Source organism: Flavobacterium psychrophilum DSM 3660 = ATCC 49418 (assembly GCF_002217405.1).
Classification (GTDB): domain Bacteria; phylum Bacteroidota; class Bacteroidia; order Flavobacteriales; family Flavobacteriaceae; genus Flavobacterium; species Flavobacterium psychrophilum.
This window is the reverse complement of sequence record NZ_MUHE01000003.1, coordinates 1-14201: the sequence shown is the minus strand read 5'-3', so window position 1 is coordinate 14201 and position 14201 is coordinate 1. Positions and strand designations below refer to the sequence as shown.

General features: G+C 30.3%; 16 protein-coding genes. 15 read left to right on the top strand and 1 reads right to left on the bottom strand.

The window, feature by feature from the left end; translation table 11 throughout:
* Positions 1-124: 124 nt before the first annotated feature.
* From B0A57_RS00455 to B0A57_RS00390, 15 genes are all read left to right on the top strand, one after another.
* Entirely contained in the window at positions 125-433 is a 309-nt protein-coding gene (locus B0A57_RS00455; RefSeq protein ID WP_034098013.1) for a helix-turn-helix domain-containing protein, read from the top strand.
* On the top strand, positions 423-1709 hold the full coding sequence (gene dcm, locus B0A57_RS00450; protein WP_038466626.1) for a DNA (cytosine-5-)-methyltransferase: 1287 nt from the start codon (positions 423-425) through the stop codon (positions 1707-1709). Before B0A57_RS00455 ends, dcm (B0A57_RS00450) begins: the two co-directional genes overlap by 11 nt.
* Positions 1693-3093, top strand: coding sequence for a Sau3AI family type II restriction endonuclease (locus tag B0A57_RS00445; protein WP_038466623.1), 1401 nt, complete (start codon positions 1693-1695; stop codon positions 3091-3093). Before dcm (B0A57_RS00450) ends, B0A57_RS00445 begins: the two co-directional genes overlap by 17 nt.
* 182 nt (positions 3094-3275) lie before the next feature.
* Positions 3276-3788, top strand: coding sequence for a hypothetical protein (locus tag B0A57_RS00440; protein WP_038466620.1), 513 nt, complete (start codon positions 3276-3278; stop codon positions 3786-3788).
* 225 nt (positions 3789-4013) lie between these two features.
* Positions 4014-4469: a hypothetical protein gene (locus B0A57_RS00435; protein ID WP_038466615.1), complete on the top strand. Its 456-nt coding sequence runs from the start codon at positions 4014-4016 to the stop codon at positions 4467-4469.
* Between the two features lie 20 nt (positions 4470-4489).
* On the top strand, positions 4490-4651 hold the full coding sequence (locus tag B0A57_RS12180; protein ID WP_158409053.1) for a hypothetical protein: 162 nt from the start codon (positions 4490-4492) through the stop codon (positions 4649-4651).
* Between the two features lie 21 nt (positions 4652-4672).
* Positions 4673-5077 carry a hypothetical protein gene (locus B0A57_RS00430; RefSeq protein ID WP_038466612.1) on the top strand — a complete coding sequence of 135 codons (405 nt, stop codon included), beginning with the start codon at positions 4673-4675 and terminating at the stop codon, positions 5075-5077.
* A 212-nt stretch (positions 5078-5289) separates the two neighbouring features.
* Entirely contained in the window at positions 5290-6312 is a 1023-nt protein-coding gene (locus B0A57_RS00425) for a hypothetical protein (protein WP_123960864.1), read from the top strand.
* 331 nt (positions 6313-6643) lie between these two features.
* Positions 6644-7450, top strand: coding sequence for a DUF4393 domain-containing protein (locus B0A57_RS00420; protein WP_038466606.1), 807 nt, complete (start codon positions 6644-6646; stop codon positions 7448-7450).
* Between the two features lie 623 nt (positions 7451-8073).
* Positions 8074-8670, top strand: a complete 597-nt coding sequence (locus B0A57_RS00415) for a hypothetical protein (RefSeq protein WP_038466604.1) — start codon at positions 8074-8076, stop codon at positions 8668-8670.
* Between the two features lie 296 nt (positions 8671-8966).
* Complete coding sequence (locus B0A57_RS00410; RefSeq protein ID WP_038466601.1) at positions 8967-9920, top strand: hypothetical protein; 954 nt, start codon at positions 8967-8969, stop codon at positions 9918-9920.
* 184 nt (positions 9921-10104) lie between these two features.
* Entirely contained in the window at positions 10105-10452 is a 348-nt protein-coding gene (locus B0A57_RS12285) for a hypothetical protein (protein WP_123960862.1), read from the top strand.
* Positions 10453-11167: 715 nt separating this feature from the next.
* Positions 11168-12391 (top strand): DNA (cytosine-5-)-methyltransferase, encoded by a 1224-nt coding sequence (gene dcm / locus B0A57_RS00400; protein ID WP_228463478.1) that lies wholly within the window; start codon positions 11168-11170, stop codon positions 12389-12391.
* Positions 12388-13527: a phospholipase D-like domain-containing protein gene (locus B0A57_RS00395; protein ID WP_038466595.1), complete on the top strand. Its 1140-nt coding sequence runs from the start codon at positions 12388-12390 to the stop codon at positions 13525-13527. The genes dcm (B0A57_RS00400) and B0A57_RS00395 overlap by 4 nt, the downstream gene beginning before the upstream one ends.
* Before the next feature lie 219 nt (positions 13528-13746).
* A complete protein-coding gene (locus B0A57_RS00390; RefSeq protein WP_038466592.1) occupies positions 13747-13935 on the top strand; it encodes a hypothetical protein in 189 nt (62 codons plus the stop codon).
* Here B0A57_RS00390 and B0A57_RS12135 read toward each other — a convergent pair.
* Positions 13932-14165: a hypothetical protein gene (locus tag B0A57_RS12135; RefSeq protein WP_123960859.1), complete on the bottom strand. Its 234-nt coding sequence runs from the start codon at positions 14163-14165 to the stop codon at positions 13932-13934. The genes B0A57_RS00390 and B0A57_RS12135 overlap by 4 nt on opposite strands.
* Positions 14166-14201: the final 36 nt, after the last annotated feature.

Below are 14201 nucleotides of genomic sequence, written 5' to 3'. Positions count from 1 at the left end.
AGCGGGGGCTCGTTGGCAGTAATACCCCCAAAAATCGGAGAAAACGAGAAATCTGAAAAATAAATCCTTTAAAAATTGTTTCTGAAATTAATTTGACTATTTTTGTCAAAACAAATTTTGTCTTATGGAAACATTTGGAGATATTATAAAAACTGAAAGAGAAAGCAAAGGTCTTTTATTAAGACAAGTTGCTTCTGCACTCGAAATTGATCAAGCGATTATAAGCAAATTTGAGCGTGGAGAAAGAAAACCAACAAAAGAACAAGTTGAAAAATTTGCTGAATTTTACGATTTAGACAAAAATAAATTAATCACAAGTTGGTTAAGCGATCAAATCGCAAATACAATTCTCTATGAAGAAAATATTGGAGAAGTTCTAAAAGTAGCCGAAGAAAAAGCATTATACCTAAAAACTATTCACAATGGAAAATAAAATAAAAGTAGTAGAATTGTTTGCAGGAGTTGGTGGTTTTAGACTTGGTTTAGAAGGATGGAATAACAAATCTGCATCATCAAATTATAAAGAAAATTTTGAAAGTCCTTACGAAGTAGTTTGGAGTAATCAGTGGGAACCATCAACCAAAGTGCAACACGCATCAATGGTTTATGAAACCCGTTGGGACAAAAAAAGTCATTGCAATCAAGACATTTCAACCGTAGAAGTTACTGAAATTCCTGATCACGATTTGTTAGTTGGCGGTTTTCCTTGCCAAGATTATTCTGTTGCAACTACGCTAAAAAACTCGAAAGGATTAATCGGAAAAAAGGGTGTTTTGTGGTGGTCAATTCACAAAATTTTAAGCGAAAAAGAAAACAAAACCAAATATTTGTTTCTTGAAAACGTGGATAGACTTTTGATTTCGCCATCAGGACAACGAGGAAGAGATTTTGCAATAATTCTAAAAAGTCTAAACGACTTGGGTTATGCTGTTGAATGGCGAGTTGTAAACGCATCAGAATATGGAATGCCACAGCGAAGAAAAAGAATTTTTATTTTGGCTTATTTAAAAGATTCAACAATTTATAACGAAATAAAAGAAACAACTTCAAAAGATTGGATTCTAAAAGATGGAACTTTAGCAAACGCTTTTCCAGTTCAATCTGATGATATTTTGTTTCCAAACGAATTCAAACTAAAAGGAGATATTGTTGAAATTTCTGAAAATTTCAACAAGAACGGCAAAAAAGGAATGTTTGAAAATACAGGAATTATGATTGACGGAATTGTGACTACAATCAAAACAAAACCAAGTTACGAAGACAAATTTACAATCCTAAAAGACATCATTCAAAACGGGGAAGTAACCGAGGAATTTTACATAAAAGAAGAAGAATTAGACAAATGGTTTTATCTGAAAGGTGCAAAAAAAGAAATGCGTAAAAACGCACAAGGGTTTGAATACAATTACAGCGAAGGTGGAATGATTTTCCCCGATTCGTTAGACAAACCGTCAAGAACCATTATTACAGGCGAAGGCGGAAAATCTGCATCACGATTTAAGCACGTAATAAAAGTTGATAAAGGTTATAGAAGATTGTCGCCAGTTGAATTGGAACGGTTAAATATGTTTCCCGATAATCATACAAAATTTGAAGGAGTAACAGATACGAAACGTGCTTTTTTTATGGGTAACGCATTGGTTGTTGGGGTTATAGAAAAAATAGGTATTGCATTAAACCAAAAAATAAATAATGAAGTTACCGTATAATCCAAGTGACAAAAACTCTATAATTGAGTATGCAAAAAAACTAAAAGGAAAATCTTTACGTCAGGTTTGTGACCCGACAGTTTTAGAACATTCGTATTCAGGAAAAGGGAATTTCGGACAAGTTTTAGAGAAATTTTATTTTGGTTACGAACCCAATTCTGTGGCAGAAGCAGATTTTGCTCAAATTGGAATGGAACTAAAATCTTCGCCATTAAAACAACTAAAAAATGACGAATTTCGCTCAAAAGAGCGATTAGTTTTAAACATCATTAACTACGTTAATGTTGTAAATCAGAATTTTGAAAATAGTGATTTCTTCAAAAAGAATGCAAGCATTCTTTTGATTTTCTATCTTCATAATGCAGGTTATGACATTTTGGATTATTTGATAAAATTGGTTGATGAATGGAGTTTTCCATCAACTGATTTGGAAATAATCAAAAAAGATTGGCAGACAATTAATGAAAAAATTGCAAACGGAAAAGCACACGAACTTTCGGAAGGCGACACTTTTTATCTTGGTGCTTGCACCAAAGGTGCAAACGCTTTATCGGTCAGAAAGCAACCATTTAGCGAAATTCCAGCAAAACAAAGAGCATATTCTTTCAAACAAGGTTATGTAAATCATATCATTGCATCAATTGCAAAGGAAAACAAAGGAATTTATGGAAAGTTAATTCCAAACGTTCAAGTCGCTAAAAAACAAACTATTGAAGAAATTGTAATTTCAAAATTCAAACCGTTTTATGGAAAAACTGAAGAAGAAATTATAAAAATTCTGAAAATTAAAATCAATACAAAAGCAAAAAGTTTTTACGCAAGTTTGACAAAAGCGATTCTCGGAATTGAACTTGACAAAGAAATCGAAGAATTTGAAAAAGCGGAAATTATTGTAAAAACAGTTCGTTTAAAAGAAAATGATTTACCAAAAGAAGATATTTCATTTCCAAATTTCAAATACGAAGAAATTGTAAATGAAGATTGGGAAGATTCTGATTTCAAGGATGTTTTAGAACATAAGTTTCTATTTGTTTTCTTTCAATTCGAGAACGAAAAACTAATTCTACGAAAAGTGAAATTTTGGAATATGCCATATTTGGACTTAATTGAAGTTGAAAAAGTTTGGACAAAAACAAAACAAATTGTTGCAAAAGGCGAAATCGTAAAAGAAATAAAAACTAATAAAAAAGGCAAGGAAATTCGTTTCACGAATTTTCCCAGCAAGAAATTTAGTTCCATTTCTCACGTTCGTCCTCACGCAAAAGATTCTTCCGACACTTTTGAACTGCCGAAAAAAGACAAATTAACAAAGCAAAATGAATACACTAAACATTGTTTTTGGCTGAACAATACTTATGTGAAAAATGAAATTTATCTGAAATAGAAACCGATAGGTACTACTGCCAACACACGCTACAACGGATTTGGGCAATTGGCTTAATGGAAAAATGGTCTTGTATTTGGAATATTTGGCAAATCCGAAAATAGGGCTTAATTTAGTCCCAAACCCGCTGTAGCGCGAGAACGTTGCCAGACAGTTTGGGGTAACGGTTAAAAAATGAAAATATGAGAATAAACTATAATTTAAAAAGACATAAGTTGCTAGAAGTTTTGTCAACTCAAAACCTAAATGTTCAATTGAGGAAAGAAGGCTGTTTAGCTTTAGGAATATCATATGAAGAGATTTATAGTAAATTAAATATTAACGCTTTTGAACTTTTAATTATCACTTCTGAACTTTATGAAAACAAAGAAATTGGCTATCATAATGCCTATAATATTGAAGGGCTATATTCAGAAACTTTAGGAATATCTGCATTTTCAAATGGGAAATATAAAAAAGCACATTGGAACGAAATAATAAGCAAAATCAAAGATGTAACTCAAATTGTTATTCCTGTTTTAGCCTTAATTATTGCCATAATAACTTTGACAACCAAACTTGAAAACTCGGAATTAAAAAACAAGAAAGAATTAAACCAAATAAAAGCAAGTATAGAAAAGTTAGAAAATAAGCAAAATATCCAAGGGCTATCTGTAAATAATAATCGTCAAAATATCGTTTCCAAAAAGAATTAAATCGTAACATAAATATTGATTTTAAAAATACTTTTCACTTAAACGGTGGAAAAGCGAAACCGATCTGGCAACAGCTGTCTGTGGCTATTGTGGGATTTAGTGGAATTACCGTTTCGCAATCATAATTCTGTATAACAGAAAGTTGAAAGGTTACGAAATCCCACAACAGCCACAGGCATCGGGACGTTGGCAGATATTTTGCCGAAAAAAACGTAAAAAGAAAATATGAAATTAAAAATACTATTTATAAGTTTCTTGATAATTTTAAGTTGTAAAAATAATTCAAAATCATCAACGGAAGATTATGATAATAATTCAACTAATTATTCAGCAGAAGATAATAGAAATGTTGATTATGAAAGTGACGAAACAACTGAAATAGTTGATAATGAAGTAAGTAATAATTCAAATATTGAAACTGAAAAGCAAATTGATGATGGTAATTACGATGCAAGCGTAGATTATTACAATCCAAAAACTGGATATTCAGCAACTTATGATTTAGATGTAGATGTAGAAAATGGTGAAGTAGTTAGAATAAATTTTCCAAAAGGAGGTTGGCTTGATGAAGATGTTCATCCTGCTGAAAGTAGATTAAGTCCTGCTGAATTAAACGAAGATGGAGAAGCAACTATGGAAGATGAAAACGGAAGAACTTTTGAAGTAAAAATAAAAAATTAATAAATCTAAAAATGAAAAAAATGAAAAAAATTATTATGTTATCAGTAATTGCTTTAATGATTAATGCTAATTGTTTGTCGCAAGAAAAGTCAAGAAGTGCAAAAAGCGGAAGATATGTCACGAAAGAATATGCTAGTAAAAATAAATCTACTACATATACATCAAAAACAAGAAAAAAATAACAAATTTAATTCACAAAAAATATGAAAAAAATATTATTCATTTTTTTACTTTTTATATCAATAAAGTCCTTTTCTCAAAGCGATGATGAATTTCAGTACATAACATCTTCCGCAAGTGGAACTCAAGTTTATGTTCATTTTGAAAAAGATAATTATGGAACAAAAGAATTTTGGCTAAAAATGACTGAACCGGTAAAATCTACTAAAGGTAAAAATGGTAGAATTATAAAAACAGGCGGTGGTTATACACTTGAATATATTAAAATGAATTGTTCTGAAAAAGAATATTCATCTTCTAATGGTGTGCAATATTACAAGAATGGTAATTCAAAACATCGTCCAGAATATTATGATTCTAACGATGAAAAGATTATACCAGGTTCAATAATGACCGCCGTATATAAATTCATTTGTGAAAATGAATAAAAAACATCTGCCAACAGCAGTTTGCAGAAATGGCGGGTTTTGTGCTTAATTTAAAGTTGGTTTTGTACTTGTAAAGTCAGTGTTTAACCGAAAGTTTAGGCTTCCTTAATCCGCCACTTCTGCAAGCTGCAAAACGTTAGTGGCTAGTTTACCGCAATAAAAACAAGTAAACAATTCATCATATGAAAATTTTCAAAATAATATTTTTACTAATGTTAGTATTTACAATTGTGGCGTTTGGACAAAATCAAAAAGTAAATAATATTAAAAAGCAATCAACTAATAATACAATTATTAAGTCAAACAAAATCAAACAAAATTTGCAGAAAGGAGAAGCCAAAATATATATTGTAAAAGAAAAAAGTGAGACAGATTATTCTAAATATATAATTTCTTTAATTTCTCTTTTGTTAGGTATTTTCATAAATAAAATGATTGATTGGTGGAATGATAAAAGTAATATAAAAAAAGCTGGAGAAAGATGGATAATTGAATTGAGGAGTACTGAAGAACCAATTAAAGCACAGATTACCGAATTAGAGAGATTTACAGAGAATTTAAAGAAAACAGAATGGGAACTTCCAAATTTGAGTATATTCAGTGTAATCAATGGTGATGTATTTAAATCATTAGACAAAAATGAATTAGTAAAATATATTGAATCAAAAAACTCAAAACCTTGGTATAAAAAAAGTAAAGTAGAAGATTTTAAAAAAATTATAGATATTTCAAACACAACTCATGGTCATATTGGAATTTTAGTTCATCAATTTGAAATGTTAAAAGAAAAATGGGAAAGTTTATTAGAAGGCATTTCAAAAACAACAAGTTCTTACAATAAAAATTTACAACAAATAAATCATGAAATTCTAACTTATAGTGTAGCTCTTGCACGAGAAGGTATTGATATCAGTAAAGATGAAAAATATAAACCTCTTTTTGATTTATATTTAACAGAAGTAAGTTTAAATAGAGATAATCCAAATTTTAATCCTTTAGATCTTGAAGAAAAATTTTTCAAACCTGTTGTATTAATTTTAGGAAATCTTGCAATCGATGAAAGAATTATAAAATTAGCTACAACTGTGACGGAATGTTTTAATGACATTTCTGCAATTAAAGCCGAAAAAAAATATATGATTTCAAATTGTACTACATTAATAGAACGTTACAAAAAACAATTAATAAAACTCAATCCGTTAATTAATAGAATAGAAGGAGAAACTGGAGTATAAGAAAAAACCAGCCACTAACACACGCTACAACGGATTTGGGCAACTTGGCTTAATGGAAAAATTAGTTTGTATTTGGAAGATTTGGCAAATCCGAAAATAGGGCTTAATTTAGTCCCAAACCCGCTGTAGCGCGAGAACGATGGAAAAAATCGCCCTTCGGGACAATTTTTTCCATCGAGCCCCCGCTACGCGGGCGATGAAAAACCATCGTTGCTTTCGCACGATGTTCTTCCATCACCCGCTTTGCTAGATTTTCTTCGAGAGCAAGCTCTCTCGAAAACCCCGCAAAGCGGGGGCTCGTTGGCAGTAATATTTCCTAAAAAAACAAAAAATGGAAGAAAAAGATACAAACATTAAAGCAACAATTGATGCAGTCACAGGTTTAGTTACAGCAATACCCGTTTATCAAGACACTTTACAACCTGCCGCAAAACAAATTGGGCAATCTCTTGAAACAGTTACTAAGACTGTAAATATTGCATTAGCACCAATTAAAGCATTAGTTTGGGGTTATGAAAAAATTGAAGAATTTATTACAAATAGAGTAGCCGAAAAATTAAAAAATATACCCGAAGAGAATATTACCACACCACCAACTGAAATCGCTGGACCAGCGGTCGAAGCATTAAGATTTTCTGGGAATGATATTAATTTGAGAGAATTATATGCAAATTTGTTAGCATCATCGATGGACATAAATACACAAGATTTAATACATCCAGGTTATGTTGAAATAATAAAAAATCTGTCAAGTGATGAAGCACTACTACTAAAAATATTTAGTGTTAAATTTATATATCCGTTAATAAATATAAATGCTGAAGTGCCCGATGGAAAAGGATCTATTACAGAATACGCATATTTTTCACATTTTGATAAAATTACAAATCTCAAAAGACCTGATTTGATTCCAACGTATGTAGACAATATTTCAAGACTTGGATTAACAGAAATTCCATATGACCAACATTTAACAGCAGAAAACACTTATGAACCTTTAGAAAATGATTTATCATTGAGTACATTAAAACATAAAATTGAAATATTACAAAATAGAAAAATTGTATTTGAAAGAAAAGTTATTAAACTTACGAATTTTGGAAGATTATTTATTCAAAATGTAGTAAATGACAAATAATACTACTGCCAACAGCCGTTTGGCGAGATTGGGGTTTTAGGCTGAATTTAAGGATGGTTTTGTATTTGGGAAATTTGTGTTTAACCGAAAAATCTCGCATCTTTAATCCCCAACCTCGCCAAGCGGCGGGACGTTATGGCACAGCGCCGAATCGACTCTGGTTACTTCAATCGTGAATATTTATCTTCACACTTTTGAGATTTTTACACCTAAAATCGCTTCCGAACTGACTCAATTCAAAGTCTGAAAAGTGTACCGAACTAAACGCAAAAAAGTGTTGAGAGAAAACTTCTGAAAATATTCTGAACTTTTGAACTGCCGAAAATTGAAACCTAAAAAACCGAACTGAACGCAAAAAAGTGTTGAGAAAAACTACTGAAATTGAATAGTTTGCGGTTGAACTAAACGCAAAAAAAATCTAAAAAAATAACAGTGCCGATTCTTAGCACCGTGCCATAACAGCTGCTACAAGCAATTTGGGTTTTAGTCTTGAATTTAAAATTCGTTTTGTGTCAGGAAAATTTGGTCAAACCGAAAGTTTTGGCTAATTTAGTCCCAAACTGCTTTTAGCAACGAAACGTTATGCCTCAGTTTAGAGAATCAAAACGTTAAAAGACGAAAATATGGTAACATTGGAAGATAAATATATTCAAGAATTAAATTTTGACGCAATCAATAAAAATATTGAGCAGAATTTAAACTTAATTTCTAAATATCCTCGTAATTCATTCCTAAATTCATTTATAGTATTGACATCCGAAAACAAACTTCCTGCAAATCCCAAAAAAGCAATAATTGATTTAATGAAAATTGAACAACTAATCGATGTTCCAAATGAACATATGCTTAATGTAACAAAATTGGGATATGAAGTTGTTAGAAAAGGTGGTTGGAATAAACATTTGGAACGTGAAAGAATAAAATCCGAACGTTCAGACAAAAAAGACATATACGATTTCAAAACATCTAAATGGAAACAGAAAACATTTTTTTGGTTTTTTGGATTTGCGGTCATTGGTTCAAGTTTAAGTGTTTATAATTTTGCAGTTAATTTATCACCTACAGAAAAAGAGAAAAAACTACAGCAACAACAAGAGCTGAAAATACACAAAATGGAAGAGGAATTAACCAAATTGCATATTTCCACTTTAGTCCAAAAAAATCTTGATTCTTTGCATAGTCCCAAGGTTTTGACCAAGAAAATTGATAAAGAAGAATAGCAAAATAAACAATTGGAGCTATTGAAAAAATAAGTGTATATAAGTTATATATTGACATAATAATTATTTTAAAATACTTCCGACTTAAACGGCGCGGAAGCGAAACCGAAAATTGTAATATAAAAAAATGCCGAAAAAACCAAAGGCATAACAGTTGTTTGTGGCTAGTGTGGGTTTAGTGGAATTGCCGTTTCGCAATCATAATTCTGCATAACAGAAAATTAAAAGGTTACGAAATCCACACCAGACCACAAGCAACGGGACGTTAGGCACAATACAACAAAAACGTAATAAAAATGGAAAAATTCTTACTCTCAACCTATTTAATCAAAATTCAAAATAAGTCAAAAAATGACCAAATATTAAGTAGATTTAATGAAACAGAAGATTTCTTTAATTATTTTCAAACTTATCTAAATGATATTTTTCAAAATATTGTAAAGACAAGTGATTCTAAAAATAGTATTCCATTACATTTAACATTAAATACTTTACCAACTCCAGATGATGACAATCGATCTATTTATGGCTATTTTTCTGTTGGTATTAGTGGTGAAGAGTATAACATTTTAGATACAGAAACCAGAGAAAGAGTTGCAGAAATAAAAAAAAATCATGCAGCTTTTAGAGAGTTGTTTTTTTACGTTAAAATACCAAAAAACAAGGATTATGCGTCATTAATTTTACAAAGAAAGTCAAAGTTTGGTGTTAAAATGGTATTGTTAAAAACTTTAAATAATCATTTTAAGCAAAAAGGATATTTGGATAATTATATATTCATCAATAATATTATCCACGGAAGAGTATATAGAAAAATGATGGATAATGGAAAATTAAAGAAAGTTGACTTAATAAAGAGAAGATTACCAAACTCAATCGAAGAATATTTTGAAAATGGAAATATTGACCAACAAATACCTGGTGTTCTAAAAACTTCAATGGTTTCAAGCACAGGTTTGCCCCAAAACTACAAGGACTTTGTTGATTATCTATTTACACATCAAGACAAAGAACGAATTGAAATAGTTGACAATGAGTTTGATGAAGTTGAGTTTGAATTGGAATTAAATGGAAAGAAAAAAACTTTCTATGTAATGAATAAAAGTAGAATACAACCAGATATTGATGTAAGTTCGGAATTAGAATATAATGAAGATGGAAGTGTAAAAATTGAGTCACTAATCTCACAATCAGAGGAATTAATAAGAGATTTAATAGAGTTGAGAATTAGCAATGATGCAACGAATTAACATATACAGAATAGTAAAAGACCATCTTAAAACTTTAAGAAGTTTAAACCAATCTTATAATTTTATAAATATTGGTGATTTTTTATTGTTTTTTATTTTTCCAAGCATTATTTCATTAACTCTAACTTTGTTAAATTACAATTTCATTAAGCAACTTGATAATTTAATTGCTTCAATCTCTATTTTGGGAGGATTTTTATTTAATTTATTAGCTATTATTTACAGTCAAATTGAAAACATAAAAACTGACGTTGAGAAATTAGGTAATAATGATAAAAATAAAATTGAAAGAGAAATTAAAAATAAATTCATAAATGAAATACATTCAAATATTTCATTTGCAATAGTTTTATCATTATTCTTAATATTATCTTTATTATCAATTACAATTGAAATTCCTGAATTTAAATACAAAACACTTGTAGAAAACATATTTATATTTATAAATTACTTTCTTATGCAATTATTTACTTTAACATTATTAATGATTATAAATAGAATATATATATTATTTAAAAAAACTGCAGAATAACAAGTACTGTGCCTAACAGGCGTTTGGCAAGATTGCGAATTTTGTAGTAAATTCACGTTTACATTTCGCAAGAAATTTTATCTTTGATAGAAAATAATCGGTTCCGAACTTCGCAACCTCGCCAAGCGCCGGAACGTTGTCGTTCAGTGCCGAATCGACTCTGCTTACTACAATCGTGAATATTTATCTTCTCACTTTTGAGATTTTAACACTTGAAAATAGCTTCCGAACTAAACGCAAAAAAGTGTGGAGAAAAAACTGCCGAAATTTATCTGAAACTGCCGAACTTCCGAAAATGGAAATTTAAAAAAGTGCCGAACTGAACGCAAAAAAGTGTGGAGAAAAAACTTCAGAATTTTACCGAACTGAACTCAAAAAAGTGTAGAGAAAAAACTGCTGAAATTAAATCACTTTCTGTCGAACCGAACGCAAAAAATAGCTCTAAAAAAGAAAAATTCAGTGCCGATTCGTAGCACCGCACGACAACAGCTGCTACAAGCAATTTGGGTTTTAGTCTTGAATTTAAAATTCGTTTTGTGTCAGGAAAATTTGGTCAATCCGAAAGTTTTGGCTAATTTAGTCCCAAGCTGCTTTTAGCAACGAAACGTTACCTGATATACTGCTTCGCCAGAACTAAATCGGAAACGAGAAATTTTTTATTTACGAATTTTAAAAATTAAATTGTAATTTTGCTAAAACGATAAATAAAAGTAAATTGATAGCAGTTAAAGAGAAAATAAGTATTGAAGAATTTGATGGTAAAAACTATCAAATAAAACTTGTTGAACCATACGACAAAGCATTAATTACGCACTATTTACACAATTATCGCAACGGAGTTTCAAAGCATTATAAAAAAGATGCTGTTAAAGTTTTAAACAACTTTGTTGAATATAAACAAGTTGAAGAACAAATAAATATTGTTGCAGAAGATGCTTTGCAACAACTACTTTTTGAAGTTGAAAACGTTCCGTTTCCAACTCCAAATAATTATACTTTTAAATTCATTGACCTTTTTGCAGGAATTGGTGGTTTTCGTTTAGCTATGCAAAATGTTGGAGGAAAATGTGTATTTACAAGCGAATGGGAAACATCGGCTCAAAAAACTTACAGAGAAAATTTTGGCGAAATTCCATTTGGCGACATTACAAAAGAAAGAGTAAAAAATTATATTCCACAAGAATTTGATGTTTTGTGTGCAGGGTTTCCTTGCCAAGCATTTTCGATTGCAGGAAATCAAAAAGGTTTCGCTGATACAAGAGGAACTTTGTTTTTTGACATTGAACAAATCGTTGTTAAACACAAACCAAAAGTTGTGTTTTTAGAAAACGTGAAAAATTTAGTTTCTCACGATAATGGAAATACTTTCAAAACAATTATTTCAGTTTTAGAAGACAAATTGGGTTACAAAGTTTTCACAAAGATTTTAAACTCAATGACACACGCAAACATTCCACAAAATCGTGAAAGAATTTTCATAGTTGCATTTGACTCAAATCAAGTCGAAAACTATACTGATTTTAAATTTCCTTCAGAAATTAAATTGACAAAAACTATTCACGATATTCTCGAAAAAGGAAAACAAGCAGACAATTTATATTATCAAAAAGACCATCAATATTATCCGGAATTGGAAAAAGCAATGGTTTCAAAAGATACTGTTTATCAATGGCGTAGAGTTTACGCACGAGAAAACAAAAGTAATGTTTGCCCAACTTTAACGGCAAATATGGGAACAGGCGGACATAATGTTCCATTAATAAAAGACGATTTTGGGATTAGAAAATTAACTCCAAAAGAATGTTTTTTGTTTCAAGGTTATCCAGAAAATTATATTTTGCCAAATTTGGCAAATAGTAAACTTTATATGCAAGCAGGAAATTCTGTAACTACTACTTTAATCGAGCGAATTAGTAACGAAATCATAAACGTTTTATGAAATCATTCGCAGAAATTGACATAGAAAAAAACGGAAATTATTTGAAACTGCTTTCAGCAGTTTCAAAGCTTTCGGGTTTGTTTAGTGAAAGTTCTGTTCCTTTCATAAATTATCGTGTTGCCGAAAATATTTTTTGTAGAAGTTTTGATGCAGGTAATCTTTCTCGTTCGGATACAGCTTTTGATGCAAATTACAATTCAGTTGGTGTTGGTTTGAAAACTTTTGTTTGTAGCGGAAATTCCAGTACAGAAAAAGTAGCCGAATTCAATTCTTTATCAAGAACTTTAAAAGATTTTAAAGGCAAAGAACTTGCTTTAAAACTTGGCGAATTCAGAAATGACAGAATAAATTTGGCAAATCGTGTTTACGATATTGAAAACTCACTTTATCATATTGTAGCACGAAAAGAAAAAGAATTGTTGCTTTATGAAACTGATTACAACATCATTGATGTTGCTAATATTCATTCTGTAAAAGACAACAAAGCAAGTTTACAATTTGAAGATGGAAACAATTTATATTCATTTAATTATTCTAAAAGTACGCTTTTCAGAAAGTTTATTATTCCACAAAATGCGTTTAGATTACCAATTGACATAATTGAAGACCCGTATTCTTTGTTGCTTGAACTTTTTGAAGAAAACAAAAATTTAAAAACTGCAACCGACAAACTTGTAAAAGGCGAAAACTATGTTATTCTGCCACTTTACGGAATTCAGAAAAAAGAGAAATTTATTTTTGAGCGAAGTGGTTTAAATCAATGGAACGCAAACGGAAGAAAAAGAGATTTTGGAGAAATTTATATTCCAATTCCTGCGGAATTGCACAAAAAATATCCAAATTTTTTTCCCGAAAAAGACCAAGATTTTAATTTGCAAATTCCAACAGGAGAAATATTTAGTGCAAGTCTTTGTCAACAAGGAAGAAAGGCATTAATGACAAATCCAAACAAAGCGTTGTCTGATTGGTTGTTGCGAAAAGTTTTACAACTCAAAGAAGGCGAAATGGCGACAATGGAAAAGTTAGATAAATTAGGTTTTGACAGCGTAATTATCACTAAAAATGAAGTTGGAGATTATAAAATAGACATTATGAAAACGAACACATACACGGAATTTAATAACGAAACTGAATAAAAAATTAGCACATCAGGTAACAGCAGTTTGGCAATATGGCGGGTTTTGGGCTTAATTTAAAGTTGGTTTTGTACTTGTAAAGTCCGTGTTTAACCGAAAGTTAAGGCTTCCTTAATCCGCCACATCGTCAAGCTGCGAAACGTTATGTGCTATTTTAAAGCTACACAGAACGTATAAACAGCAGAAGAAATAAAAACAACGGAAGAAATAAAAACAGCATTGGATATATTAGATAAATTAAATCATATACCAATAACAACTTTTAACGGAAAAGAAGCCAAACAAAAATCAGTTGTTATGTATGAAGATATTGTAAAAGTAATGTGCGACTTAAAAAAAGAGTTATTAGAAAATCACACACTACTTTACTTTAATGGTAAATTGATAAAACCTAAATTTAAGAATTAATCAAAACAATCAGAATTAATCATTTCAATAATTTTATATCTCTTTTCCGAGAAAATTTGAAGTTCTGAAAAAGTTTCATATTCGTCAAAAATATTATCCTCTGGGATTTGTAAAGAACAACCTGTAGGCTCGCATTTAGAAATAGTCATAATGACTTCTTTATTAGTTTTAACGTTAAGGACGTTATAAGAGTTGTAACCGCAGTTTGGGCATTTAATATATAAGTACATATAGTTTTAGTTTAAATTAACCCGTTGGGTGTAATT